The following is a 24899-nucleotide window of genomic DNA, read 5'->3' as shown; positions in this document are numbered from 1 at the left end:
TGGGCGCGAGTTAGCACGCCCACCTATTGGGGTCTATCTCGCTAACGGTGTTTCCGGCGTTTTTCATCAGTAGGTTTCGGCTGCCGGGAATCGGTCGGCGAAGGTGATCGCGAACGCATTGAGGGCAGGTTTCCACCGCATCGTCCATCGTGCCCTGCCGACACCGGTCGGGTCCAGTGATCGGGTCACCAGATACAGGCACTTGAGCGCCGCCTGCTCGGAGGGGAAGTGTCCGCGGGCCTTGATCGCGCGGCGGTAGCGGGCGTTGAGCGACTCGATCGCGTTCGTCGAGCAGATCACTCGCCGGATCTCCACGTCGTAGTCCAGGAACGGAATGAACTCCGCCCAGGCGTTGTCCCAGAGCCGGATCACTGCCGGGTAGCGCTGCCCCCATTTCTCGGCCAGCTCGTCGAACGCCGCCCGAGCCGCGGTCGCGTTGACCGCAGTGTAGATCGGCTTGACGTCGCCCTTGATCTCGTCCCAGTACTTGCGGGACGTGAGCCGAAAAGTGTTGCGCAGCAGATGAATGATGCACGTCTGCACGATCGCCTGCGGCCACACATTGCCCACCACCTCGGGCAGTCCCTTGAGCCCGTCGCAGACGACGAAGAAGGTGTCCTTGATGCCGCGGTTGCGTAGGTCGGTGAGCACGCTCATCCAGAACTTGGCGCCCTCCCCGCCGGTGCCGGCCCACAAGCCGAGGATGTCGCGTTCCCCGGCCAGGGTGACCCCGATGGCAGCGTAGAACGGCCGGTTGGCGACTTGGCCGTCGCGGACCTTGACCACGATCGCGTCGATGAAGATCGCGGCGTAGGTTTCATCCAGCGGTCGCACCGACCAGTCGTTCATCTCCTCAAGCACCTTGTCGGTGATGCGGCTGATCGTCTCTTTGGATACCGACGCCCCGTAGATCTCGGCGAAGTGCGCCGAGATCTCACCGGTGGTCAAGCCCTTCGCGTACAGCGACAGCACGACCTCGTCCACGCCGTTCAGGCGACGTTGGCGTTTCTTGACGATCTGAGGCTCGAAGGTCGATGCCCGATCGCGCGGCACGTCAAGTTCGACCGGGCCGGTGGTGTCGGTCAGCACCGTCTTGGTGCGGGTGCCGTTGCGGATGTTGCCCGACCCCGTCTCGGGCGGGTCGTGTTTCTCATAGCCGAGGTGCTCGGTCATCTCCTCATTGAGCGCGGTCTCGAGGACCGTCTTGGTCAACTGCTTGAGCAGCCCGTCGGGCCCGGTCAGCGACAAGCCCTGCTCCTGGGCCAATCGGACCAGTTCGACCGCAGCCTTCTGGCCTTCGGACTGCTCAGCCGCCTTCTTCTTCGCCACATCGTCCAGTGTCGTCATCACGGCACCTTTCTCGCCGAGCATCACTCAGCGTGTCAGTGCCGGAAACACCGTTAGATCCACAGTCCCACCTATTGCCGCTGGCGCAGGAGGAGGCCGTAGCCATTGGCGTGGAGGCTCATCCGCAGGGCGGGACTGGGGGGATTGCGGGCGAGCCAGACGCGCAGTACGTCGATTTGGTGTTGGGCCGAGGCGTGGGTGAGGCCCAGCTGGCGCAGCAGGGCTACGACGGTATGCGGGGTGTCGCGGTCGGGGTGGTCTGGTGGCGTCGACTGAGGGCCGTTGCTGCTGGTGGGGGGTGGATCAGGGGTGGTCATCGTCTTGGGGTGTGGGGTGGTTGCGGGGCTGGTCGAGTAGGGGGCCCCAGGTGTGACGGGCGATGGCCACGACGTTGGTGTCGAGAGCGTTGACGCCGTGGTTTTCGGCGAGGGCGACCAGTGCGTCGGCCAGGCTGAGGGGGTTGACGTTGTGGTGGCGCGCGGTGGTCATCAGGTCGCGGAAGGCGTCGTTGAGACGGAAGCGCCGCAGCGCGACGAGGACCCCTTCGGCGGTGTCGAGCATGCGATCTGCGGCTCGGCGCGGGTCGGGGTGGTCATAGCCAGCGGTGCTCACGTGTCACCTCCTCGGGTGCTCGGCCCGGCGGCGGGCCGGGAGTGTTCCATGACATGTTCTGTAGGTAATCGCTTACTTCTGGCACAGAAAACCATCTATATCGGAATTATATTTCCTGGTTCGCCAGCCTGCGGCGTAGTGGCTTTGAGACGCTGAGCACTCGATTCGAGCAAGCCGGAAGCGGCCGGGCGCACAGGGGTCGAGGCTCCGCACGGATTAGGAAATATATCTCATCCAGCAAAGGTTTTATGGGTGCCAAGGTTCAGTTCAGTCCGGTAGGTCGGTGACCTACCGAACCAGAAATGGAGGTGACACCGATGGGGATGATGTTTGATCCGTTCCGCGATCTGGGACGGTTCACCGAACAGGTGTTGGGCACTGCGGCCCGCCCGAGCGGTCTGCCAGTGGATGCCTGGCGAGACGGCGATGGTTTCGTGGTCGAGTTTGATGTGCCCGGCATCGCCCCCGATGCTCTGGATGTGCAGGTCGACCATGATGTGCTGACCGTCACTGCCGAGCGGCCCGAGGTCAGCGACCAGAACGGGCAGTGGGTAATTGCCGAGCGCCCACACGGAGTGTTTCGCCGGCAGCTGTCGCTGGGCCAGCACCTGGATACCGAGCACATCGAGGCCGACTACCACAGTGGGGTGTTGCGGGTGCGGATCCCGGTGGCCGAAACCGCTAAACCGCGCAAGATCGCAATCGGTTCACCGGCCCCCCAACACGCCCTTGATCAGGGGTGAGCGACCACATTACCGGTGATGGGGTGGGCGCTCACCGGGAAGGTTGCCCGGGTGCGCCCACCGCTACCCCCACCCCGGTACTGGGTTGCCCGCCGCTGAGCTCGCCGGGCCAGGACGTCACCGTGGGGTGGTTCCAGCTCGATGGACCCACCGGGATCTGGCGGTGCACACCAGCCTCGGCGCAACCAGAGCGTGCCGAGGCTGCCCCGCCGCTGACGGGGACCACTGCCGCCCTGCGCGCCCTCCTTCATCCCGCTGACGCCGCGCGCCCACCGCTATTTGTCGGGCGGGTTCGCGGCACCAGCGAGCCGTTACGCACACGGTTTCGGCTCATCGACGCCGACGGGGTGGTCCATCACATCACCGCCGCCGCCACTGTCCGACATGACCCCACCGGGCAGCTGATCGACGCCGTCGGGGTGTACCTCGATCGGGTGAGCGCCGCACACCCGACGCCCGCGCTAAGCGATGTGATCCGGGATCGGGCCACGATCGAGCAAGCCAAAGGCATGCTGATGCTGATCTACCGCCTCGATGCCGACCAGGCATTCGCCGTCCTGCGGGAACTTTCCCAACACGGCAACATCAAACTGCGCATACTTGCCCGCCAGATCGTCACCGACTTTCGGGCCCTGCCCCACACCGACGCCGCGCTGGCCGACCCCCACGCCTACACCGAGCTCCTGCGCACCATCCACCTGCGGGCTGCGCCGCCGATCACCGAAGAAACCTTCCGCTCCGGTCCTACCCGGTTAGCGCAACCTCACGAATCGTGAAAGCAAACCCGCGCCGGAGCCGCCGCCCTTGCCGGTCATCGGCCCCGCAACGCGGTGCCCGCATGGGGTTTGAGCCTGGCGTTCGCTGTCAGCGAACGCCAGGCGCGCCTGTCAGAGGTGCGTCGGGGCTCCTCGAGGAAAAAGAAGAACATTGAGATAGGAGTCGGGAGGGATGTCTGGCGGAATGTATTCGGCGCTTTTGGTTACTGCGGCGGGGGACATACAGGAGCTCACCGTGTACTCCATGGATGCCGTGGCTGACATCGTGGGTGATCGCTGGGTGGACTGTTTGACCAGCAGCGACGGGATGCTCGATTTTTGGTTCGGATCATCTGCTGCCTCCCCCCAGGGCGCCCCGAATCGGCGGGCCACCGGATTGCTGGTGACCACGACCGTTTTTAGCGCCGGCACGGCGCCGTTGCTGTATGGCAGTGTTCTGGTGTGTTCCCGCAGTAGCGAGGGCCGGTTGTTGGGGTTGACCAGTGAGTATCGTGAGCAATTACACCCCCCGGGCTGGCTGAGCCGATGGTGGCTGCGACGACGGTTCGCCCACCCCATCGACCGCCGGGCCTGGGTCGGATTGGACCCCTCAGACAGAGACTCCTGGTTGGGGTGATGGGGGGCGGGGCGGCTATACAGGCAGTACGTCAGTTGAACAGTACGTCAGTTGAACGTGCCTGACATTTGTCGTGGCCGAGTGCTCGCCCGTAGAGATAATCAGTCGTTCCCATCTGCGAAAGCCGCGTAATCGTTGCGCCGTATGTCTGGCTCGGGATGCTGATTGGCTTGGCGGTGGCGTTGAGCGAGGTAGAGATAGTTCCCTCACGGCCCAAGTGCGTCGAATGCGGCGGCTAGCCCGTCGTGGCTATGTTCGTGCGGATCGTTCCAACTGACGGCGGCTGACCGCTCGCACGTCGCACACCCTTTCTCCGAATTGGTCGCGGACTGCGCCGCATTTGGACATCAGCTCGCTGTCGAAGGTGGAATACATGATTATGGGCGGCCAGCGGCCAAGCCGCAAGAAAGTCCTTGCCAAACTGCGGTCATCAGCGGACATCACCCGATGGCGGGGCCCTTCCAGGTGGACATCGGGTGGCGCTGGTGGGTAGCAAGGATGTTGCTCAGGATGGCAAGACGGTTATGGTCTGCTGCGGACCGTTGCATCGCTTTCGCTGCGTTCAGCTGAGCGCACCGGCCCACCGGGGTGATCGGCGGGATTTCAGTTGTCATCACGCCAGTGCGTCCTCTATATAGCGCCGACAAAAACGTGAGGCGAAAGCCGCCTAAGCCCGTTCCCCCGGGATTTAGTCCAGCAGAGCGGTGATATAGCACTGGACTCACTACCCACCGTCGCCGTAGCGGGCACGGAGGGCAGTGTTGGTGTCTTCGAGGTCCAGGATGCGGCCGATCCCCGTGATGTTGATCCCGGCGCCGGCCAGGGCGGTGATGCGGGTGATGCGGGCCAGGTCGTTGGCGCTGTAGCGGCGGGTTCCCCCGGGAGTGCGGTGCGGGGTGAGCAAACCGTGTCGTTCCCATAAGCGGATGGATTGAATCGGCGCTCCGGTCAACTCGGCGGCCACGGAGATCGCATAGACCGCCTGGTCGGGGGCCGGCCTGGCGCTGTGGTGTGGTGTGGTCATGGATCGGGGGCTCCCGTTCGTCGACACAGGGTTGGGAAAGATTTTTTTGGGGGCTCATATGTTGCTCAAAGAGTCTATCTGGGTTATATAAAACATATGTGATCTGGCATAGATCACCTTCAGTCACAGCTCTGACGATGTGGGAGGTGGCAAATCATGTTGGTACGCAGTGACCCGTTCCGGGAGTTAGACCGCTTTGCCCAGCAGGTGTCGGGCACCGCGGCTCGTCCGGCAGTGATGCCCATGGATGCCTGGCGGGAAGGCGACGATTTGGTTGTCGAGTTCGATCTGCCCGGCATCGAGGAGCAGTCGTTGGACCTCGATGTCGAGCGCAATGTGGTGACCGTGCGCGCGCAGCGCCCCGAGGTCGATCCCAGCCGGAACATGCTGGCCACGGAACGGCCCCGGGGGGTGTTCAGCCGCCAGCTGGTACTCGGCGACAACCTCGACACCGAGCGGATCACAGCCTCCTACCGCGGCGGTGTGCTGCGGTTGCAGATCCCGGTGGCTGAAAAGGCCAAACCCCGCAAGATCACCGTCAACCAGGGGGATCGTCAGCAGCAGGCCATCGACCCGGGCCAGGTCATCGACGCGGGATAGGACGGCCGGTGATGCTCCCCGTCGATCGATCCGTGCCGTTAGCCGCCACGACGGCGCTAATGGACTGTGATCACCCCGCGGAGGATCTCGATCAGGTGTTGTCTGCGGCGGTGATCGTGCTGTTCGCCGAGGTCGACGCCATCCTATGCGCCGCGGCAGCCCCGTTACCGTTGATTCCGCGGTGCCCACCGCCGGCGCCCCGGGTAACCGGATGTGCCCATTTCAGGTTCGGGTGGCCGGTGTCCGCGGCCCGGGCATCGGCACGGTTCCTGCGACGAGGGTCTCGCCCGCACCCTGCGGCACGGGCAGTCTCACGCAGCCCTCCGCACGCAGCCCGGATCCAGCGCAGAACACCAAGGAGGTGATGACATCACAGAGCATCCGCAGGCCAGCCCGCCACCAGGCACACACCGGCGTTTTACGGCCCACCCTGGCCCCCTCGTCCAGAGTGGCCAGACGGCGCAGGCCCACCCCAGGCACATCCCGGTGGGTGGGCTGGCCCGCCTGCGGGTGGAGAAGGCACCAGGGCTAGGGATCGCAGGTGACTACCTAACGGAGCAACCCGCCGACTTGCTTGCAGAGAAGAAAAGAAGGACCGGGAAGGACCGAAACGTGATGGCTATCTTTACCCCCGCCACCGATCACCGGCGCCGGAGCACGCCAGGACAGCCGATGCCCCTCGACGTCGCCCCCTGGGACTGGGCACAACAGCAGGAGTCCGTCTCGTTGCCCGATGACGCATATCCCCACGTGATCGAACTGGACCCAGTACCGCTCTAATCAGGGCCAGCTTATCGCCTGCGGGCGCAGCCCTGGGCGTAGCGCCCTGGGCCGCGTCCTCTCGAACCGGGCCACACCCCTGGGCCGCTTAGGCGACCTCGTTGGGAGCGCCATGGCGTTACCTTAGTGCACGGGAAAGGCCAGCAGAACTCGCGCCAGCATCGTCCTGGGCCGCCGGCCCCGGCGGCCCGTCATAAGGTAGGTACCAAGCGTCGCCGTCATAGCCAGCACGTTGGTTCACCCCCTACTCCCCTCGTGCACCAACATTTCCCCGCACCCTGATGCAGGGAGATGGATGTGGTTGCCGCCGTTGCGGGTTGCCGTATGCACAGCGCGGAGTCGGCGGCGATCCCAGCACGTTTCGTGCAACCCTCTAGATCCGGGCCAGGGCAGGGCGCTCGTGGCTCTCCCGGCGGTGGCGCCGCCGTGGCGTGACAGCGATCAGCCGTGACGCCGCGAGATGAACGCTCTCAACAAAGGTGCCCACGTCCCGGCGGCGGGACTGAGCATCCGAACCGACAGCCGGATCATGCCGGGATACGTCGAAATCGAACGTCGGCAGCGAGATCAGCCTGTCATCCCAGAAGTCACCCCAGTACGTGCGCAAATATTTGACCTTGTTTAAGTCGAAGATCCCAACGTCGGAATAGCCGTGACGATCTGTGACGAAGGCGGTGTGGCCCTGTTCCAACAGGGTGATCATCTGCTCACGACTACAGCTGCCCGTAGCGCCATCGACTCGATACCTGACCGCAGTGATGTCCCGGTAATCCGTACTGGCGGTTGGCGACGAGCACCGGGCGATAATTTGATATTGCACCGCAACTACCTCATTTTCGCAGGCCTACACTGTGCAGATCACCATCAGATATTAGCTGATAATGAGCATGGCTGCATGATGGGGAACATCGCACGCGTCGACCCTCTCCATACTGAGTGAGTACTGAGTACTGAGTGTGGTCATCTGACTTGGGCCCCACCTAGGCCGTTGTTTCTCACGAATGTCGGGCCCGGCCCCACCGGCTGCTATTCATTGCTTGGCCGGACGGGTGTCTCGTGAAGCCTCCCTGGGTTTCATGCACCTGCGGGGTTCTCTAAGCTGGCCGGTTGGTCTCTCACGAGTTCGGGTTGCTCATTCCCTCATCTCATGGCTCCGCTGCCATAGTCGGTAGACGCGAGACCGTCGAGAGGCTTCCGTGACCGCTGGAGTGTGCAGGTAGGACGGCGTAATCCGTTGCTGCAGTGCGTCTTCCGGCTCACATGTTCTGCGAGTAGTGAACGCGCCCGGCGACACGAGGTGACTCTGCGGTGAAACACACCATGGCGAAAAGTCACATTTCCAGTTGGGCGCACCTGAATAAAATTGTTGCCGGATAAGACAGGAATCGTCGCGTGGAACTGTTACTGGTCGTCGTCGGCGCCATCATCGTCACTGCTCTCGCTGATCGATGGGGACTGCAGCCCGCGTTGATTATTGTGGTGACCGGCATCGCGGCGTCGTTTTTGCCGGGTTTCCGCACACCGGAACTCGATTCGCACGTCCTGCTCGCCGTCATCCTCCCGCCCTTACTCTTTTCGGCTGCGGTGAACTTCTCCTTCCCCACCTTCATCCGCAATATCCGTCCAATTCTGGGCTTGGGTGTCGCGTTGGTGATGGTGACCGCCTTCGCCGTTGCTGCCATCTCGGCGTGGCTTGTAGTCGTTCCGCTGACCTTTGGCGGTGCGCTGGTGTTGGGTGCGATCGTCGCGCCACCGGATGCGGTCACCGCCGTCGCCGTCGGCCGAAGGCTCGGGCTGCCAAAGAAAGTCATGGCTGTCCTGACCGGTGAGAGCCTGATCAACGATGCCGCGGCACTGGTGTTGTTCTCCGTTGCCGTCGCGCAGGTCACCGGCAGTCATACGTTCATCACCAACCCGGCTCTGCTGTTCGGCTACACCGCACTGCTCGGTTCGGCTGTGGGTGCGGTGCTGGGCTACGCCACGCTATGGATCAGGAGAAGTCTCAACAACCCGGCACTAGAGACAGTCCAAGGACTCGTGGCGCCGTTTGCGGCCTTCCTGCTCGCAGAGAACGTACACGCTTCCGGCGTGCTGGCGGTGGTCGCCGCTGGATTCGTCGTCGGCTCGGGCACCCTCGTCGCCGGCTACCAGACGCGCCTGCAGGAACGCTATGTGTGGAATTCACTCGATGTGTTGTTGGAGGCATTCGTATTCGCCTACATCGGACTGCATCTGCGTTTCGTTCTCGACGACCTGAACGAGGCGCACGAATCGTTGACCAGCGTAGGGCTGGCGTCGACGATTGTGCTCGCCGTCGTGGTGCTGATCCGACCGCTGTCGGTGTTCGTGATGTTCGGACCCTGGCTGTTGTCTCAGTACCGTGACCGCAAGGCGACGCCCCTAGCGCCGCCGCTGAGCGGCAGGAGCGCCTGCGCAACTACAGACACTCGCTCACCTCGATCGGGCAAATGGTGGTCGGCAATCGACCGCCGCCCCTTGTCCTGGCAAGACAACGTTGTGGTGTCGTGGGCGGGAATGCGCGGTGTGGTGACTTTGGCCGCGGCCGCCGCGGTTCCGGTGACCACAGCCAGCGGCGAACCGTTCCCCCACCGAGCGACGATTCAGGCGATCGCATTCGCGGTCACTGTCGGCACGGTGTTACTGCAGGGCGCGACGTTACCGCTGCTGATCCGACGGTTGAAATTAGCCTTCAGTGAGGGCGATACGGGCGAAGACCGAGAGGAAACGCTCAAGGCCGAACGCGTCGTTCACGAGGCTGCAGTCGAAGTCTTCGCCCACTTTCGCGCGCACCCACCAGACGGGATTGACCCAAAGGTGCTCGACGAGATTCGTCATTTGGTAGCGCGCCAGTCTCAGGACGCTGATGAAATGCCCAGCCCAGAAAGTCACACCCTGCGCGCTGAAGTGTTCGCGGCGCTATACCGGGAGGTGCTACGAGCCCAACGGGCGTCGCTCATCGAACAGCGCGACCTCGGTGCAGTCGACGAGGAAGCGGTGCGGGCGATGCTTGACCGGCTGGACCTGCAGGAAGCGGCGGTTTCAGCGCGCTTGGAGCGCCGGATCTAATGCGTCGGCGCGCTTCCCGGGGCACCGGTTGAAGGACCGGCGGATGATCCATGCTGGCGGCTCATTTGCCGAACCCGGCGGTGCAGCTGGCGGCTGTACCGGCGGCTTATGCTCCGATCTTCGTCCATTGGCGTGGCCTCGGAGGAAGCGGTGTCTCGTATCTAGGGAAAGGAGACGTCTCGGATTCTGTCTTGGATGTGGTAAGTCCAGTGGGGCCAGGGTGTTCTGGTGGTCTGCCCCGACCTGGCCGTGCTCCTGCCCATTAGAGCTCACACCTGCGACGTGGGGTTTCAGGTGGCAGCGTGAGCGGCAACGCTGACTAACACGGTCGAACACGCTGGACGTGAACCCACCCGTCGAAGCCGGTGCGCGGAGCGCATGATGGTGCTGAGGGGTTCAAGGTTCAAGTGGCGCCGGGACTGCCTGCCGAGGTTGTGGAAGGGGGTTGCCGTGTACACGGCGTTGCTGATCACTCCAGCTGGGGATGTGCAGGAGATCACGGTGTACTCCCCGAGTGCCATCAACGCGATCCTTCGTGACTCGTGTGTGGATTGCTTGACCAGCAACGATGGGGTGATCGATTTTTGGTTCCGCTCGGCGGTGGCGGGCCGGTATCGGCCGAATCAGCAGGCCACCGGCCTGCTGCTATCGGTCACCACCTTCTCGGTGCGCACCGTGCCGTTGTTGTACGGCAGTGTCATCGTCTGTTCAAAGAGCAGCGACGGCCGGCTACTGGGACTGACCACCCAGGACCGTCGGGGGCTGCGGGACCCGGGACGGCTTCGGCGGATGTGGTTGCACCGGCGGTTCCGCCACGCCCGCGGCTGGGCGCCGCCGTCTTTCGATCGACACCACGTCGAGCACTAGCGCAAGTCCGGGTGCGTCAGACTGACGCGCCCGGCACCGGTGAGCTGTTCACCTGTCAGGTGAACAGGATATGGGTGAAGGTTTTGGCCGGGTGACAGTTTGGCCATTACAGTCGGGCGTGGCAGGGCTGGTTGCGCCTGTGCTGCTTGCTGGAGTGGCCCCCACGCGGGTCAGGTGTTGAGAAGTGCAGCGCTGATCTAGCATCGCCGCGTCGATGTCGTTGTGACCTTTCCCGTTTTGACCGTGAGCGGGCTGCGAGCGTTCCCGTTTGGTTTCGGCTCGGTCGCCCTCCGGGGGTGGCCGGTGCTCGGGGCGGAATGGTTCTTCGCTCGCTCTCCCGTCGGTGTGGTTGTGGGCCCCTTCACGCGTGGACGGGGTAGCGTGGGGGCCCAGAGGGGCGGGGAGGGTGCCTGCCGACGGGCCACTGCTGAGCTCGCTGGTCGCGGTGATGGGCGCGATCCGCCACGCGGAGTTGAGCACCGTGCCGGTCGCCCTGGCTGATTTGGTGAATCTGATCGAGCAGCAGATTCCGGTCGTTAACTACGCCGGCATAGCGGTGCCAGCTCGGCGCGTGGAGCGCACGCCCGCAGCGGTCATCACCGAACACCCTGTCATCGCGATGCTGCACGACGCTGAGCGCCATGGTGGGGCAGGTCCGGCTCGGGACGCCGCCAGCAGCCAGGACACCGTCCTCGTCGCTGACCTCACCGTCGAGGGGCGCTGGCCGCAGTTCACCCGCGAAGCCGCTCGGGTGACTTCGGTGCGCAGTATCGCAGCGCTGCCGATGCATTACGACCGGTTCGTGCTGGGGGTACTGATTCTGGCTGCTGAACGACCTGAGGCTTTCGATGCCACCGTCCTCGCGGATGCCGCCGATCTGGCGGCGCTGGCCGCTGGGGCCTGGAGTGCGGTGGTGCGCGAAGAGCAGCTACGCCGCGCCCTGAGCTCCCGCGATGACATCGGTCAAGCCAAAGGCATCCTGATGGAACGCTTCAGCATCACCGCCGATGCCGCCTTCGCGCTGCTGCGTCAGCTTTCTCAAGAATCCAACACCCCCCTGCTCGACATTGCCCAACACCTCATCGCCACCGTCATCTAACGGTGACGTGTCGACCTAAACAGCCTGTTTTGCAACATGTCTCAAAGATTGCGGTCAAGTACGCCAGCCCTAGCGTGCCAGCCCAGGAGAAGCGTCCTTGATGGCACACGGGCTGAACCACCAAGGACTAAGAGGGAGTCTCAGTGTCGCGACCACCACTCCCCCTGTCTGGGGAACTACCCACAAACACCGCTAACCCACATCCACATCCGGGAAAATTGGCACCTCGGCCCCCGTCGTGATGGCCGGGGGTGGCGGAGACGTCATCGGCCGGGACGAGGATTCACCGCACGCAGACACCTTGAAGGCGGCCGCGATCAGGGTGCTCGCCTTGCAAGCCCCAGTCGGTGAGATGGTAACCCTGGCGGCACGCCGCCGGTCAGAACGCCAACGCCGTTGTCCTGTAACAGTATTCGCTTTGCCGGGGCGCAGTCGAAGCGTCTCGGCGAGAACCTCATCAGGAGTTACAGGTGCGTGGTGATGCAATCCGCGGCCATTCATGGCAATCCTCTACCCGCCGTCCGAATACTCATGCACGTCTCTTTTGTAGAGAAAAGAGACACCCCTCAGAGAGCTACTCCCCCACCGTGTAATCCCAGGTCGCGCTGTCTCGTTTCTTGTCTCACACCGCGTGTCTCACATCTTTGCTGTCCAGGGTGGTGAGACAGTCATTGGCATGACGACGATCCTCGGCTACGCCCGCGTCAGCACCACAGGCCAAGACCTCGACGCCCAACTCGCTGCGCTCGCCGCCGCCAGCGTCGAGCCGGATCGGGTGTTCACCGACAAGCTCTCGGGGTCGGCGAAGACGGACCGGCCGGGACTGGCGGCTCTGCTCGCCTACGCCCGGCCCGGTGACACCGTCGTCGTCACCGCCATCGATCGACTCGGCCGCTCGGTCGCCGAAGTCACCCGCACCATCGCCGAATTCGGAGAGCGACGAATCCTGTTGCGCGCCTTGCGTGAAGGCGTAGATACAGCCACACCGACCGGGCGCGCAGTAGCGGCGATCATGGCGACCCTCGCCGAACTCGAGCTTGAGCTCGGCCGTGAACGCCGAGCTGCATCACGCGCATCACGCCGAACCCGGTGCCTGCCTGCTACCAAGCCACCACGGCTTAGCCCAGAACGGCAAGAACAACTCCGCCGACTCGCTGCTACTGGCGAACCCGTACGAGAACTGGCCAAGGCCTTCGGTATTGGACGGGCGACCGCCTATCGCTACTTGTCGGCAGAGCCGATGGTGTGAGGGACGAGGGGTCAACGCGCGCGTCGTCTGGTTCGTCTTGACGGGTTGTGGTCTGGAGGTCCACACTGATCGGTGCAAGCACCTCGCTAGGTGAGGCGTCTGCGCGGATAAAGGCCACTGACCCCGAACGTCGAAAGACGCCCCGGGTCAGGACAGCTCCTCCCGGATTAAGGGTTGAGCCCAAGTGGCTTCGAGCACCGAGTGTTTTCTGGTGGCCCGATACGCCGTGCAGTGCCGAAGCTCTGACGAGAGGGGTGTAGGTGTGGTCACTGTGCCGCACGTCCTCCCCACGTGTGCTTTCGATGTGACGCCCGCGTGCGTCCTGGCTGCGAGGAGGTGAGGAACACCGTTGAGTACCAGCGATAAACCGCCGTCTGCGGGTTCGGAGTTGTTCCCGCTGCGTGGCCAGCTTGAGTCGATCGAGGCCTAAAGCCCTTCTCGTCGTTGATTGTTCGAGTGCACCATTGTTCCGACGGTGCACCCCTACGGCGCTGCTGCCTGCTTGAGGTCCGCGTGACACTCAAAGATGCCACGACACCCCAATTTCTCTTTGCGTCAAGGAGTTTTGTCATGGTTGTTGTTCTGTCTCGTCTTCGCATACCCGTGGTGTCGATGGCGTCCCGTGCCGCACACGGATGGTTCACCTGGGGCCGCAGGGCGTGTCGACGGGTGTGGGTCCGGCGCAATTTGACCCCGCAGGAGCGGGCGTACCTGTTGGCGTCCTACACCCCGCCCGCGCTGATCACGGCGTCACTGGGTGGGCACGTCGGCTGACCGGTTCGGGCTGGGGTGCATCACGACCCCGGCCCGCCCCGGCCCGCCGCCGCGCGAGGAGGCCCACCGATGGACTCCCACGACGATCAGACGCACGACGCGATCGATAAACCCGCCAAAATAACTGCGCCGCAAGGGGTGTCAGGCCAGCGGGCCGACGGAACGCTGACCGCCACCATCCGGATGCTCACCGCCCGGGCGATGCTGCGGCACGGTGGTGACCCGGCGGTGGTCGCCACCACAACCCGCGTCCCGCAAGCGTTGGTCGAGGTGATGGCCGACATGGCCGACACCCCTACCCGTCCAAATTCCCAACCCAGGACCTCCGGACGATGTGGTGGGCGGCCCGCCGCGCGTCTAGCAGGTGTACCCGCCGATAGGCACCTGTGGCGACAGGAGATTGACAGGAATGGCTCGATGTTGCGACCCGTCCGACCTGGTCATACTGAGGACATGCCCAAGAAACGACGGTCCCGCACGCGGCGCACTCCCCCGCGGGCGGCGTCCGCCGGATCGAACCCGGCGTTCCTCGGTGACCTGGGAATGACTCCCAAGCGATCAACGGCCCCACTGCCGGAGGCCGATGACGATCGCCACGCCAGCGTGCGGGTCCGGTTGGCGGCGCTGATGCTGCGCCGCGGCGACGACGTCGGGGATGTCAGCGTGGCGACCGACGTCCCGGTCGCCCTGCTTGAGTTGCTTCGCGCGGAAGTCGCCGATGAAACTGACCTCGATCAGCAGCGCCAGACCACCGTTGACGACGTGAGGCGGCGGCGCCGGGTCGTGATCGCCGTGCTGATCATGGAGGTCGCCGCGCTGGCGAACATCGTCATTGGCCTGATCGCGCTGATCGGGCACCTCGCCGGGTTGGGGTTACTGGCCAGCGTGATCGGGCCAGCACTTCTCCTTGCCGTCTACGTGGTAGCCAGATGCGCGACCCCTACGGGATCTCGCACTGGCTACAGCCCTCGGTACGCGGCCCGGCGTAAGGGTCGTGATCGAGGGCCCGGTGACTAACGACCTCTGTGGACGATCCATCCACATGTCCCAGGTTTGGGTGTCTACCGACGGTGGTCGAGATCGGTGTCGCCCAGTGTTCACGTGGTCGTGCGCATATGGAACCGCGACATTCGGGCACGGCCGCGATCGTCTCATCGAGAAGGAAGAGTCACTATGCATGAAGTCCCGCCTGATGGTGGAGCGCCCACGGCGTCACGGCCGGTGATCCATCTGTCCGATCTCCTGGGTCGTCCGGTCGTCGCGAAGGCCGGTGACGCGGTGGGCCGGGTCGAGGACGTCATCGTCAGCCTGCGCGGTGCCGAGGGGTATCCGCCGGTCACCGGCCTGGTGGTAGGGATCGGCGGCCGTCGGGTGTACGTGTCGTCCGGGCAGATCACCGACCTGACCCAGGAACACGTCGATCTGTCGAAGAACAAGGTGGATCTGCGCGAGTTCGAACGCCGTGACGGCGAGGTTCTGTTGCGCACCGACGTCCTCGATCACCGGCTCATCGACGTCGCGGCCGCGGAGTTGGTGCATGCCTACGACATCGAGCTCGAGGACACCGGGGCGGGCTGGGTGCTGGCACGGCTGGATACCCGCCGGCCGGCGCGGCTGTTCGGGTTGATCAAATCCGGTGGGGGGCATGCCAGCCGGGACTGGAAGTCCTTCGAACCGCTCATCGGGCACACGGCGAGCGTGTTGGAGCGCGCGGGCGGGCGGATGTCGAAGCTGAAGCCGGCCCAGATCGCGGACCTGCTGGAGGACGCCGACAAAGACGAGGGTGGAGAAATCCTCGACCGCCTCCACTCCGACCCGGAGTTGGAGGCCGACGTCTTCGAGGAACTCGACCCCGACAAGGCCACCAAGATCCTGGGCGACATGACTGATACCGAGGTCGCCGGGGTATTGGCCCGGATGCGGGCCGACGACGCGGCGGACGCGATCGCCGATCTGCGCCAGTCCCGCCGTCGCCGGGTGCTGGAGCTGCTGCCGGCGGGGCAGCGCACCAAGGTCATCACGCTGATGGGGTTCAACCCCTCGACCGCGGGCGGGTTGATGAGCGTCGACGTGGCGTCGTGTTCGACGGATGCCACTGCCGCGCAAGCTCTTTCGATCATCGCTGCCGCCCGGGCGATGCAACCCGAGGCGTTGCTCAAGATGCACGGGGTCAACGAGGCCGGCGAACTGGTCGGGGTGGTCTCGGTGATCCGGCTGCTGCAATCCGACCCCCACACCCCGATCACCGAGCTGCTCGACGTCGACCCGATCCGAGTCACCCCGGAAGCCGACCTGACCGACGTCGCCCTGCTGATGGCCGACTACAACCTGGTCGCCATCCCCGTCGTCGACGAGGGCGACCGGGTGGTCGGTGTGGTGACCTTCGATGACGTCCTGGAGGCCACCATCCCCGAGGACTGGCGGCGCCGCGAACCCGCGCCGCGCCCGATCCGCGACGTCGTCGGTGCCCAGGACGGGGCCGGTCATGGCTGACTCCCACCCGCCGGTAGGCACCACCGACCCCACGGCACCGGATCAGGCTCCCGCTGCTGATGTCACCCCACAGGCCGCGTCCACCAGCGCGCCGGGACCCGAGCCGACTCCAGCCCCTGCAGCGCCTCAGGCGTCGGCGGTGTTGGACAGCGCCCATCTCGGTGACATCGAAGGCGCGTTCGGCCGGGTCAGCGTCGGCGACAGCGATCAGGGCCGCACGCTCAAGACCCGGCTGCTGACACTGTTGGCGATCCTCGGGCCCGGGATCATCGTGATGGTCGGCGACAACGACGCCGGCGGTGTCGCCACCTACGCCCAGGCCGGCCAAAACTACGGCTACAGCCTTCTCTGGGTGCTGCTGTTGCTGATCCCGGTGCTGATCGTCAACCAGGAGATGGTGGTCCGCCTCGGAGCGGTCACCGGGGTGGGCCATGCCCGGCTGATCAACGAACGCTTCGGCCGCGGGTGGGGCTGGTTCTCCGTGGGGGATCTGTTCCTGCTGAACTTCCTGACCATCGTCACCGAGTTCATCGGCGTCTCGTTGGCCGCCGCCTATTTCGGTGTCTCGAAGTACATCGTCGTCCCGACGGCCGCGGTGGCGTTGGTGGCGATCATGGCCTCGGGCAGTTTCCGTCGCTGGGAACGCGCCATGTTCGTGTTCATCGCGATCACCCTGCTGCAGATCCCGATGCTGCTGCTGTCGCACCCCCAGTGGGGGGCGGCCGCACAGGCCTTCGTCGTGCCGGGCATCAAGGGTGGGCTCAGCTCGGATGCGGTGCTGCTGATCATTGCGATCGTGGGCACCACCGTTGCGCCGTGGCAGCTGTTCTTTCAGCAGTCCAACATCGTCGACAAGCGCATCACCCCGCGCTTCATCAGTTACGAGCGCGCCGACACCACCATAGGCGCGTTCGTGGTGGTCATCGGTGCGGCTGCGTTGGTGATGACCGCGGACTGGGCGGCCCGCTCCACCGGCAGTGAGGGCAACTTCGGCGACGCCGGAGACATCGCCCGTCTGCTGTCGGCGCATAGCAGTGTGCTGGGTCCGGTCTTCGCGATCGTGCTGCTGGATGCCTCCATCGTGGGTGCGGCAGCGGTGACCTTGGCCACCAGCTACGCCTTCGGCGACGTGTTCGGCCTGAAACACTCCCTGCACCGCGGGTTTGCCGACGCCAAACCGTTCTACGTCTCCTACATCGCGATGGTCGCCGCCGCCGCTGGGATCGTGCTGATCCCGGGTGCGCCGTTGGGTCTGATCACCACTGCGGTGCAGGCACTGGCGGGTCTGCTGCTGCCGAGTGCGAGTGTGTTCCTGCTGTTGTTGTGCAACGACCGGGAGGTGTTGGGCCCGTGGGTGAACCGGCGCTGGCTCAACGTCGTCGCGGTGTTCATCGTCGCGGTGCTGCTGTTGCTGTCGGGGATCCTGATGGCCACCACCCTATTTCCCGACTTGGACGTCGTGACCGTCACCGCGTACCTCGCCGCAGGCATCGTCATCCTGGCCATCCTCGCGGTCGGGGTGCTGAAGTGGTTGCAACGCCGAAACCCCAGGGCCCCGGCCCCAGTGACCGTGATCGACGGGCCTGAGAAGATGTCGTGGCGCATGCCGCCCCTGGCCTTGCTGGAACCCGTCACCTGGTCGGCCGGAACCAAACTCGGCATGCTCGCCCTACGCGGCTACCTGGTCGTCGGCGCGATCCTGCTCATCGTCAAAGCCGTCCAACTCGGCGGCGGATGACCATGCGCCGCACCGCGCGCCGGTGCAGGGACCGGCGGATGTGAGCACCGCACTCGGTGGCTCGCTGGCCGTGGCATCGACCCCGCTACCGCAGTACAGCCACCACGCGGTGATCATCGGCTCCACGATCCTGCTAGTGACGATCGCGGTGATCGCGACGGTGACACTGCTGATCCTGTGGGGCCGACGGGGCCGCTAAGCGTGTTCTCGACCGAGACAGCTCACCTTTATTCATCGGGTGTCTTGTGACCACGGTTGCGGCCCTTTGTTCAGGACCATTCTTGACTTGAGGGACGCGTTGAGAGAGGTCGCGTACGGCTCTAGAGGCAGCATGGGGCGTGCCACGAAAGATCACGCGACCAGGAACCGTCCGATTGACAGTCTGAGGATGGTCCAAGGCTAAGGCGGGACGGTGGCTCTTCGGCGTCCCGAAAACCTTCGTTATCGGGACACGGCCCGACCCCTAACCTTCTGATCTGTCGTTGCATCCCAGGTTGGATGAAGTGGTGCGTCGTGACGTAATAACGTAAGTACGTGATTACGTCACGACGCCACAGGCCGCGGTGAGCTGGGGGCGGCCCATGAAGGCAAAGAAAAACCCGCCCCTGCCGGGGACGGGTGGTATTGCGCAATTATGCCGTCTGTTTGGCCAGTTCAGCGGACGAACAGGTTGATCGTTTCGGCGGCGATGGGAGCGACCACGGCCACGGTGACGTGGACCCAGGTGATGGTGGCTGGCCAGCGCAGCGCGATGGTGACGGCGGTGGCCGCGATGAAGAACATCGTCACCGTGAGCGCGATCAGGGTGATCATGACACCTCCTAAAGGGGTTCGCGAATCGGTTGTTTCTGTAAGCTCTTATGCAGGCCGCAGGCACGTTTCCCCAGGTCAAATGCGTGATCTAAATCACATTAGGGTGTTGGGGAATTACCGAGTTGCGCTGCATATGAGTCTTGGTATGGACCGCTTGCACGAGGAGGACCACACCGGGTGGCAATCACGACGAGCACGGACGAGACGGCCGACGACGGTGAGGGGTTGCCTGGCCCCGATGGGGGTGCCCAACCCCGAGGTCGTACGCCTCCTAGACCGGCGCCTGGCGGACCGCCGCGATCTACGAGCTGAAGCCCGCTCGATCCGTACCGAACTCGTTGGTGACGCTGCTCCTCTGCTCGTCGTGCTGGCCGACCCGGTCGGCGCGCGAGAAGACATGCTCGTCTGGCCTCGCGTTGACCACCGGCATGTACGACGGGCAACGCTTCGCCGGCAAGGACTCCGCCGCCGAGATCGTGCTCTATGAGTCCGGCCGACTCGTGTTGGCATCGGAGCGCGCCGTGACCACCCGCTCATTCAGCAACGTGTCCCCTCCCCCACCCGACCTCACGCTGGTCTTCGAAAGACTGATCATCGGGCACGTCAGCTTGCTTGCCCGCCTGGCCGCTGCAGTGTCGCACCGCTGGGGCTACACCGGAAGTTGGCGGTTCGCCCTCTCCATGAATGGCCTACGCGACTCGACGTCATGGATCATCGCCGACCAGAACTTCGGCGACAAAGGACCCGTCTACACAGAAAACATCTACGAGAGAGCAACCGAAGCCTCACTAGCCGACCTCGACGAAAACCCCGACCAGGTCGTGGCAGCACTCACCGCTCCCCTTCTTCGTAGCCTCGGCAGCTACCCAGCCTGGGAAAAGCGCTTCAATACGCAATCATGACGTAAGGACGTAACGACGCATATACGTCATTACGTCCTTACGTTGGGCAAGAAAAAACCCGTCCCCTGCCGGGGACGGGTGGTATTCCGCAATTATGCAACGCGCGTTGCGTCCACGCAATTCCCCTCCCCTGTCGGGCAGGTCACCAGGGCGGCGGCTTAGACACCCCGCCAGCGGGGTCCGGGAGTTGGCAGGACTGGAAATCTGCGGCGACCAGCTGGTACCACCAGTGGTTGCCTACCCCGTCCGACGGTCGCCCCCGCAGCTTTCCTGCGGTCTGGTTTTTGGTCGGGTTGATGGTGCCGACCGGGACGCGGTCACGTGCGGCCTGGACAGGAAATTTCAGGTCGCTGTCGTTGCTGATCACCAGCGCGGCGTCGATGCGGTTTTCGAGGATGTCCAGCAGCAGGTGGGCGGCCACATTTACATCGGAGCCCTTCTCCTCGCGCCGGGCAACAGAAACGAAGAACCGCGCGTCGGGGGCATTCTGCCCGGCACCATCTTTAATGGTTACCGGCCAAGCTGGGGTGGTGAGAACCGGACGCCCGCGTCGGTCTTTGGTGGCCAGGGGCGCGGAGGTGACGCGGTTGACGTAGTTGCCCTCTTCGATGTGATCCACGACAGCGGCGCGGGTCAAAGCGGCGAGGTAGGCGTCCTGTTCTCGACTGCCGACGCGGTTGTCAGCTCCTGAGATACGCGCAGTGCAGTACACGATGCGTTCAACGGTCGCACCGCTCCAAGCCGATTGGTTGGCCATCAGCCGCGTCGCCAAGGCGCGCAGGTCAAGCCATCGCCAGCCGGCCGTGCCAGATCCGCAGATGAACTTGCCGCCGTAGTACAGGTTGAAACCATCGATGTACACACCCACTCGCATAGAAACAGACGCTAACTGGCGGGCACGCAATCGCCCGCCAGGACGATCCCGGCTGGGGGCATGAAGTTGTTAACGTAAGGACGTAATGACGCATTTACGTTCTTACGTCTTTGCGTTCTGGGCTAACCACCGATCGGCCAGGTCGGTGAGGATTTTGCTCATGCTCGTGTCCCGGTCCAGTGCAGCCTGCTTCAGTCCGCGCACCGTCGCGCGTGGCAGATAAACGGTGGCGCGCTGCATATCGTCAGTGGGGGAGCGGAACGCCTCAGCCGCCCGCTTGGCGGGTTCTGTCTTCACTCGTGCGGCCATCTTCGAAGTCAAGTCAGACATGAACCAATGCCCCCATCAGCTCGTCGAACACGTCGTCGTAGCCGTACAGGTGATTCGGTGTAGACCCGAACGCCCGGCGGATGCCCTCACGGCGGACAATCCGCGTTTCGATCACCGGCACGCCCTCGTCCTCCAGCAGGGTCTTCACCTCGTCGGCTAGTCGGGTTCGTAGATCGACGCCGGTCAGCAGCACCGCCGTGGGGCGGTGTGCGGTGATCTCCAAAGTCGGCCATACCCGGCGGACATCCAGCGGTGAAGCCCCCGTGGGCACCACGACCAAATCGGCCAGCTCGATCGCTTCCTGAATAACCTGCGCCGTACCCGGGGGAGTGTCCACGATCGTCAACTCCTGGCGGCCACTGACGTCCAGGGGTCGGCGTGCCGGCACCACCGGAAACGGCAAGGGGTCATCCTGGGCGGCCGCCGCCCATTCCAGCGCCGAGCCCTGCGGGTCGGCATCAACAAGTACGACATCGCGACCGCGGCGATGGGCAGCAGTCGCGAGATACACCGCCGACGTCGTCTTCGCAACGCCGCCCTTGGTGTGGACCAAAGAAACCGTAGGCATGGCCAAACCTTACGTCACAGCGCAATGACGCATATACGTCAACACGCTATTACGTCGTTACGTCTATCGACGTAGACCCGGTATTTCTGCGAGTCGTTACCAAATTGTCACCACCCGTCTTGTCGGCAAATCGGCCTCCAGCAGGTCATTAGAGGGCGTGAAAGCTACACCCCAAGCACCCCTTCTTTCATGGCCCGTACCTCGCGACCCCGCCGCTGCACCCCACCGGCATATACCTCCCGATGAGTGCCAGAGAACTACCTGCCGCACCGCACGACGGAAAACAGCTCTCGCCCCGGTACTTCACCAATGACCGAGTTGCCACGACGAGAAAGGTGCGGCAGTGCCGTGGAAAACAGCCCAGTTCCGCCCAGAAGAAAAGAGCGGAGCTCTCACGCCCCGCTCCGGGAGCCGCTTTCCCGACCAACCAGAGAAAGAGCATCAACTATGAGCGGAACTGACCTGGCCGTGTGGATCGTCGCCATCCTCGGAGTCGTGGCTACCGTCGTGACGGTCTGCGTCCTCGCTGATCGCATCCACGCCCGCAACCCGGAATCCAAGCTCACCATCGGAGATACCGGACGCGTCATCGGCGCCATCCTGGGCGTCGTCATTCAAGCCGCCATCGCGATTCTCACCAGACGACCATGACCGCGATGACGGGCGCACAGCAGGGGAGAGGCCACCCGGCCGCGTGAACCACACGCGTCACACAGGTCCACACAAACCGCGTGTCGCTATCAGTTACAGCTTGTTCCGGCTGGCAGAGTCCTGCTCATGGCTCAACCGCATAAAGGTGACCGCGCCCAGATCATGACGCGCCCCCTCGGGTGGTCTACGACATCGTCAAACAGAGGGCGGCCGAGCTCGGTATCCCGATGGGGCAGTACGTCGCAGACCTGCTAGCCGAGCACGTCGGCCATCCCGAGCTTGTCCTTGCACTTCACAAGTCAAGGGAGGAGCTGCCGCTGGCGATGTGACCGGTATGCGCCGCGGCTGCTGGCTGGACTTAGCCGTAAGGCCAAACGTGACATCTGAATAGCTGGTGTGCGGAACCCCCGCTGAATGACGAAGGCCCCGCCTTAGGCGGGCCACGTCTGGAGGTTCAAACCGAGCTGCGAACTCGGTTCCGGGTCTTCCGTACCCATTTCCCCGAAGGGACTGTCTTGACCGACAGCTCTCACGGTAGCGCACGCCTGTCTGACGTTCCAGAAATGGCGCGCAATCAGTGCGCAAATCGTGACTTCCTCACCGCCCGATCAGCTCGGGTGAGCAGTGCGTGGCCGGCGCCGCTGGGCGCCGCTATCGCGCCCACACCGCACGTCGCCCGAGCGCTGAACAATGAGCGCCGCCGCGGCTGGGTCGAGCGCGCCGGCGCGTGTGGGCCGCGGGCGCCGATGTGGACCAGCCGCAGCAGTTGGCTCGACGGGCTCCAGCGTTGGGCGCAGTCGCCGGCCCTGGGCCAGCTGTGCACGGAGCAGCGGGTGTCGATCACCGCGACGACGCTGTTGTCGATCGCCGGGGTGATGGCCGAGCACGCCGATCACGCCACCGGCCGCCACGTCGCCGTAACCCGTGCCACCATCGCCGCCCGGGTGGGCTGTGACGTACGCACCATTACGGCCGCCTGGCGGGTCCTACGGGCCTCCCAATGGGCCGTGGAGGCCCAACGCGGACACGGCTCACCGGGCACCCCCAGCGTCGGCCGTAGACCCTCGGTGTACCACCTGGTGCCGCGCCGCGAAGCCCGCCCGGCATCGCCTCGTCCTGTGCATGACCCTGTGCAGGATTTCCACCTACCGCCGTCAGGCGGTCTTAGTCTTTTAACTCCCGTAGGGAGAAACTCACCAAGCGGGCGCGCCAGCGCGCCCGCTCATGAAGATTCACGAAAGGGATTCAAAACCCGTGCAGTGTGCCCGCCCCGGCGGACCACACCGCGACCACTGGCCACCCAACGCCTCGCCGCGGCCTCGTCGCTGCGGCCCACGGCCTCGACCGCGTCCACATCGGCACCATCTGCGATGCGCTCACCGCAGCCGGTATCGACCCGCTGGTATGGACAGCACAGGACATCACCGACGCGCTGAACGCCGACATGCGCGCCCGCGGCGCGACCTGGCCCGACCACATCACCAACCCCGGCGCGTTCCTGTCCAGCCGACTCCGACGACTCACCTGGACCACCGCGCAGCCCCCGACAAAGGTCGGCGGCTGCGCCGCCGACCGCATCGACCAGAAGACGCCGCACCCGGTGCCGTTGACCGCCGCCCAACACGCACGCATCGCCGCCGCCCAGCACGAGATCCGCCGCATACTGCGCGCTCGTCCTGCCCACCCACCGTGGGACGTTCCGGAGACGTCTCTCGACACCTCAGAGGACAGTGGGCGGTGCCTCCGGCCCGACGGTGGCGATGTCCCACAACTGGCCCGGTGGTCGGTAGGCGGGAACGCTGACGCCGTCCACGAGATAGCTCATCAACGCGTCGAGGCCGACGGTGTCCTCACGCTCCTCCAGCAGACATAACAGCTCGTCCAACACCGCTGCTTCTACCGATCTCCACCGCCCCATGCGCCGCCACCCATCAAATCACTTACTCGCCACCCCCCGGGGTTCACTGCCACCAGAATACCTACTCCAATCGCCTAGTAGGATGTCTGGCACATTTGCACAAGTTGGGCGGGGACTGTGGATCTAACGGTGTTTCCGGCACTGACACGCTGAGTGATGCTCGGCGAGAAAGGTGCCGTGATGACGACACTGGACGATGTGGCGAAGAAGAAGGCGGCTGAGCAGTCCGAAGGCCAGAAGGCTGCGGTCGAACTGGTCCGATTGGCCCAGGAGCAGGGCTTGTCGCTGACCGGGCCCGACGGGCTGCTCAAGCAGTTGACCAAGACGGTCCTCGAGACCGCGCTCAATGAGGAGATGACCGAGCACCTCGGCTATGAGAAACACGACCCGCCCGAGACGGGGTCGGGCAACATCCGCAACGGCACCCGCACCAAGACGGTGCTGACCGACACCACCGGCCCGGTCGAACTTGACGTGCCGCGCGATCGGGCATCGACCTTCGAGCCTCAGATCGTCAAGAAACGCCAACGTCGCCTGAACGGCGTGGACGAGGTCGTGCTGTCGCTGTACGCGAAGGGCTTGACCACCGGTGAGATCTCGGCGCACTTCGCCGAGATCTACGGGGCGTCGGTATCCAAAGAGACGATCAGCCGCATCACCGACAAGGTGCTTGAGGAGATGAACGACTGGTCGGTGCGACCGCTGGATGAAACCTACGCCGCGATCTTCATCGACGCGATCGTGGTCAAGGTCCGCGACGGCCAAGTCGCCAACCGGCCGTTCTACGCTGCCATCGGGGTCCCCTGGCCGGGGAACGCGACATCCTCGGCTTGTGGGCCGGCACCGGCGGGGAGGGCGCCAAGTTCTGGATGAGCGTGCTCACCGACCTACGCAACCGCGGCATCAAGGACACCTTCTTCGTCGTCTGCGACGGGCTCAAGGGACTGCCCGAGGTGGTGGGCAATGTGTGGCCGCAGGCGATCGTGCAGACGTGCATCATTCATCTGCTGCGCAACACTTTTCGGCTCACGTCCCGCA

General features: G+C 64.4%; 26 protein-coding genes, 1 pseudogene and 1 riboswitch. Of the genes and pseudogenes, 17 read left to right on the top strand and 10 right to left on the bottom strand.

Going from position 1 to position 24899, the window contains the following annotated elements:
• Positions 1-66 precede the first annotated feature (66 nt).
• From Y900_RS29860 to Y900_RS29850, 3 genes are all read right to left on the bottom strand, one after another.
• A complete protein-coding gene (locus Y900_RS29860; RefSeq protein ID WP_036348825.1) occupies positions 67-1347 on the bottom strand; it encodes an IS256 family transposase in 1281 nt (426 codons plus the stop codon).
• Between the two features lie 71 nt (positions 1348-1418).
• A complete protein-coding gene (locus Y900_RS32285; RefSeq protein ID WP_036349838.1) occupies positions 1419-1664 on the bottom strand; it encodes a hypothetical protein in 246 nt (81 codons plus the stop codon).
• Positions 1651-1959: an ANTAR domain-containing protein gene (locus Y900_RS29850; protein ID WP_036349835.1), complete on the bottom strand. Its 309-nt coding sequence runs from the start codon at positions 1957-1959 to the stop codon at positions 1651-1653. Before Y900_RS29850 ends, Y900_RS32285 begins: the two co-directional genes overlap by 14 nt.
• A 302-nt stretch (positions 1960-2261) precedes the next feature.
• Between Y900_RS29850 and Y900_RS29845 the strand changes: the two genes are divergently transcribed.
• Entirely contained in the window at positions 2262-2702 is a 441-nt protein-coding gene (locus tag Y900_RS29845; protein ID WP_036349833.1) for an Hsp20/alpha crystallin family protein, read from the top strand.
• On the top strand, positions 2699-3478 hold the full coding sequence (locus Y900_RS33390; RefSeq protein WP_237752827.1) for an ANTAR domain-containing protein: 780 nt from the start codon (positions 2699-2701) through the stop codon (positions 3476-3478). Before Y900_RS29845 ends, Y900_RS33390 begins: the two co-directional genes overlap by 4 nt.
• 1340 nt (positions 3479-4818) lie before the next feature.
• Here the strand turns inward: Y900_RS33390 and Y900_RS29830 are convergent.
• The gene (locus tag Y900_RS29830) at positions 4819-5118 is read right to left on the bottom strand and encodes a MerR family transcriptional regulator (RefSeq protein WP_036349830.1); all 300 of its coding nucleotides are present in this window, start codon (positions 5116-5118) and stop codon (positions 4819-4821) included.
• 156 nt (positions 5119-5274) lie between these two features.
• Here Y900_RS29830 and Y900_RS29825 point away from each other — a divergent pair, with 156 nt between their 5' ends.
• Positions 5275-5718: an Hsp20/alpha crystallin family protein gene (locus Y900_RS29825; RefSeq protein ID WP_036349827.1), complete on the top strand. Its 444-nt coding sequence runs from the start codon at positions 5275-5277 to the stop codon at positions 5716-5718.
• Positions 5719-5940: 222 nt separating this feature from the next.
• On the opposite strand, the gene Y900_RS32280 is transcribed toward Y900_RS29825, so the two are convergent.
• Both Y900_RS32280 and Y900_RS29815 read right to left on the bottom strand, forming a co-directional pair.
• Positions 5941-6189: a hypothetical protein gene (locus Y900_RS32280; RefSeq protein WP_131536400.1), complete on the bottom strand. Its 249-nt coding sequence runs from the start codon at positions 6187-6189 to the stop codon at positions 5941-5943.
• Positions 6190-6871: 682 nt separating this feature from the next.
• Positions 6872-7201 (bottom strand): hypothetical protein, encoded by a 330-nt coding sequence (locus Y900_RS29815; RefSeq protein ID WP_036349821.1) that lies wholly within the window; start codon positions 7199-7201, stop codon positions 6872-6874.
• Between the two features lie 689 nt (positions 7202-7890).
• On the opposite strand from Y900_RS29815, the gene Y900_RS29810 reads away from it, so the two are divergent.
• The 9 genes from Y900_RS29810 to Y900_RS32640 all read left to right on the top strand — a co-directional run bounded on the left by Y900_RS29810 (position 7891) and on the right by Y900_RS32640 (position 18004).
• Positions 7891-9585, top strand: a complete 1695-nt coding sequence (locus tag Y900_RS29810; RefSeq protein WP_036349818.1) for a cation:proton antiporter — start codon at positions 7891-7893, stop codon at positions 9583-9585.
• A gap of 450 nt (positions 9586-10035) precedes the next feature.
• Positions 10036-10452, top strand: coding sequence for a hypothetical protein (locus Y900_RS29805; RefSeq protein WP_051660624.1), 417 nt, complete (start codon positions 10036-10038; stop codon positions 10450-10452).
• Positions 10453-10900: 448 nt separating this feature from the next.
• A complete protein-coding gene (locus tag Y900_RS29800) occupies positions 10901-11551 on the top strand; it encodes a GAF and ANTAR domain-containing protein (RefSeq protein WP_131536398.1) in 651 nt (216 codons plus the stop codon).
• Positions 11552-12227: 676 nt separating this feature from the next.
• Positions 12228-12800: a recombinase family protein gene (locus tag Y900_RS29795; RefSeq protein WP_036349816.1), complete on the top strand. Its 573-nt coding sequence runs from the start codon at positions 12228-12230 to the stop codon at positions 12798-12800.
• 75 nt (positions 12801-12875) lie between these two features.
• Positions 12876-13061, top strand: a riboswitch (M-box (ykoK) riboswitch).
• 309 nt (positions 13062-13370) lie between these two features.
• Positions 13371-13574, top strand: a complete 204-nt coding sequence (locus Y900_RS32275) for a hypothetical protein (RefSeq protein ID WP_057979829.1) — start codon at positions 13371-13373, stop codon at positions 13572-13574.
• Positions 13575-14027: 453 nt separating this feature from the next.
• On the top strand, positions 14028-14591 hold the full coding sequence (locus Y900_RS32270) for a hypothetical protein (protein WP_131536396.1): 564 nt from the start codon (positions 14028-14030) through the stop codon (positions 14589-14591).
• A gap of 156 nt (positions 14592-14747) precedes the next feature.
• Positions 14748-16067 carry a magnesium transporter MgtE N-terminal domain-containing protein gene (locus Y900_RS29785; RefSeq protein ID WP_036349811.1) on the top strand — a complete coding sequence of 440 codons (1320 nt, stop codon included), beginning with the start codon at positions 14748-14750 and terminating at the stop codon, positions 16065-16067.
• A 139-nt stretch (positions 16068-16206) separates the two neighbouring features.
• Positions 16207-17805 carry an Nramp family divalent metal transporter gene (locus Y900_RS29780; RefSeq protein ID WP_036349808.1) on the top strand — a complete coding sequence of 533 codons (1599 nt, stop codon included), beginning with the start codon at positions 16207-16209 and terminating at the stop codon, positions 17803-17805.
• A 40-nt stretch (positions 17806-17845) separates the two neighbouring features.
• The gene (locus Y900_RS32640) at positions 17846-18004 is read left to right on the top strand and encodes a hypothetical protein (protein WP_157838308.1); all 159 of its coding nucleotides are present in this window, start codon (positions 17846-17848) and stop codon (positions 18002-18004) included.
• Positions 18005-18459: 455 nt separating this feature from the next.
• Here the strand turns inward: Y900_RS32640 and Y900_RS32635 are convergent, their stop codons facing one another.
• On the bottom strand, positions 18460-18618 hold the full coding sequence (locus tag Y900_RS32635; protein WP_157838307.1) for a hypothetical protein: 159 nt from the start codon (positions 18616-18618) through the stop codon (positions 18460-18462).
• A 341-nt stretch (positions 18619-18959) separates the two neighbouring features.
• On the opposite strand from Y900_RS32635, the gene Y900_RS29775 reads away from it, so the two are divergent.
• Positions 18960-19520, top strand: a complete 561-nt coding sequence (locus Y900_RS29775; RefSeq protein WP_237752826.1) for a hypothetical protein — start codon at positions 18960-18962, stop codon at positions 19518-19520.
• Positions 19521-19662: 142 nt separating this feature from the next.
• On the opposite strand, the gene Y900_RS29770 is transcribed toward Y900_RS29775, so the two are convergent.
• The 3 genes from Y900_RS29770 to Y900_RS29760 all read right to left on the bottom strand — a co-directional run bounded on the left by Y900_RS29770 (position 19663) and on the right by Y900_RS29760 (position 21292).
• Positions 19663-20394, bottom strand: a complete 732-nt coding sequence (locus tag Y900_RS29770; RefSeq protein ID WP_036349805.1) for an NYN domain-containing protein — start codon at positions 20392-20394, stop codon at positions 19663-19665.
• A 102-nt stretch (positions 20395-20496) separates the two neighbouring features.
• Positions 20497-20724: a hypothetical protein gene (locus tag Y900_RS29765; protein ID WP_036349802.1), complete on the bottom strand. Its 228-nt coding sequence runs from the start codon at positions 20722-20724 to the stop codon at positions 20497-20499.
• Positions 20717-21292 (bottom strand): nucleotide-binding protein, encoded by a 576-nt coding sequence (locus Y900_RS29760; RefSeq protein ID WP_036349799.1) that lies wholly within the window; start codon positions 21290-21292, stop codon positions 20717-20719. Before Y900_RS29760 ends, Y900_RS29765 begins: the two co-directional genes overlap by 8 nt.
• 447 nt (positions 21293-21739) lie before the next feature.
• On the opposite strand from Y900_RS29760, the gene Y900_RS29755 reads away from it, so the two are divergent.
• The 4 genes and pseudogenes from Y900_RS29755 to Y900_RS29740 form a co-directional block, all read left to right on the top strand.
• The gene (locus Y900_RS29755) at positions 21740-21943 is read left to right on the top strand and encodes a hypothetical protein (protein ID WP_036349794.1); all 204 of its coding nucleotides are present in this window, start codon (positions 21740-21742) and stop codon (positions 21941-21943) included.
• Between the two features lie 179 nt (positions 21944-22122).
• Entirely contained in the window at positions 22123-22272 is a 150-nt protein-coding gene (locus Y900_RS33385; RefSeq protein ID WP_122543951.1) for a toxin-antitoxin system, read from the top strand.
• A 932-nt stretch (positions 22273-23204) separates the two neighbouring features.
• Positions 23205-23816: a hypothetical protein gene (locus Y900_RS33380; RefSeq protein ID WP_237752825.1), complete on the top strand. Its 612-nt coding sequence runs from the start codon at positions 23205-23207 to the stop codon at positions 23814-23816.
• Between the two features lie 225 nt (positions 23817-24041).
• Positions 24042-24899: pseudogene (locus Y900_RS29740) on the top strand (IS256 family transposase); the annotation flags it as partial.

It is taken from the genome of Mycolicibacterium aromaticivorans JS19b1 = JCM 16368, from assembly GCF_000559085.1.
Taxonomy (GTDB): domain Bacteria; phylum Actinomycetota; class Actinomycetes; order Mycobacteriales; family Mycobacteriaceae; genus Mycobacterium; species Mycobacterium aromaticivorans.
This window is presented reverse-complemented; position numbering and strand designations above follow the sequence as displayed.

Bases quoted from the DNA above. Each gene is read 5' to 3' on its own strand.
- Y900_RS32275 (WP_057979829.1), top strand. From the start codon at position 13,371: ATGGTTGTTGTTCTGTCTCGTCTTCGCATACCCGTGGTGTCGATGGCG.
- Y900_RS29800 (WP_131536398.1), top strand. From the start codon at position 10,901: ATGGGCGCGATCCGCCACGCGGAGTTGAGCACCGTGCCGGTCGCCCTG.
- Y900_RS29765 (WP_036349802.1), bottom strand. From the start codon at position 20,724: ATGTCTGACTTGACTTCGAAGATGGCCGCACGAGTGAAGACAGAACCC.
- Y900_RS29795 (WP_036349816.1), top strand. From the start codon at position 12,228: ATGACGACGATCCTCGGCTACGCCCGCGTCAGCACCACAGGCCAAGAC.
- Y900_RS29770 (WP_036349805.1), bottom strand. From the start codon at position 20,394: ATGCGAGTGGGTGTGTACATCGATGGTTTCAACCTGTACTACGGCGGC.
- Y900_RS29830 (WP_036349830.1), bottom strand. From the start codon at position 5,118: ATGACCACACCACACCACAGCGCCAGGCCGGCCCCCGACCAGGCGGTC.
- Y900_RS32285 (WP_036349838.1), bottom strand. From the start codon at position 1,664: ATGACCACCCCTGATCCACCCCCCACCAGCAGCAACGGCCCTCAGTCG.
- Y900_RS29825 (WP_036349827.1), top strand. From the start codon at position 5,275: ATGTTGGTACGCAGTGACCCGTTCCGGGAGTTAGACCGCTTTGCCCAG.
- Y900_RS29815 (WP_036349821.1), bottom strand. From the start codon at position 7,201: ATGATCACCCTGTTGGAACAGGGCCACACCGCCTTCGTCACAGATCGT.
- Y900_RS29755 (WP_036349794.1), top strand. From the start codon at position 21,740: ATGAGCGGAACTGACCTGGCCGTGTGGATCGTCGCCATCCTCGGAGTC.
- Y900_RS29860 (WP_036348825.1), bottom strand. From the start codon at position 1,347: ATGACGACACTGGACGATGTGGCGAAGAAGAAGGCGGCTGAGCAGTCC.
- Y900_RS32635 (WP_157838307.1), bottom strand. From the start codon at position 18,618: ATGATCACCCTGATCGCGCTCACGGTGACGATGTTCTTCATCGCGGCC.
- Y900_RS29760 (WP_036349799.1), bottom strand. From the start codon at position 21,292: ATGCCTACGGTTTCTTTGGTCCACACCAAGGGCGGCGTTGCGAAGACG.
- Y900_RS32270 (WP_131536396.1), top strand. From the start codon at position 14,028: ATGCCCAAGAAACGACGGTCCCGCACGCGGCGCACTCCCCCGCGGGCG.
- Y900_RS29845 (WP_036349833.1), top strand. From the start codon at position 2,262: ATGGAGGTGACACCGATGGGGATGATGTTTGATCCGTTCCGCGATCTG.
- Y900_RS29785 (WP_036349811.1), top strand. From the start codon at position 14,748: ATGCATGAAGTCCCGCCTGATGGTGGAGCGCCCACGGCGTCACGGCCG.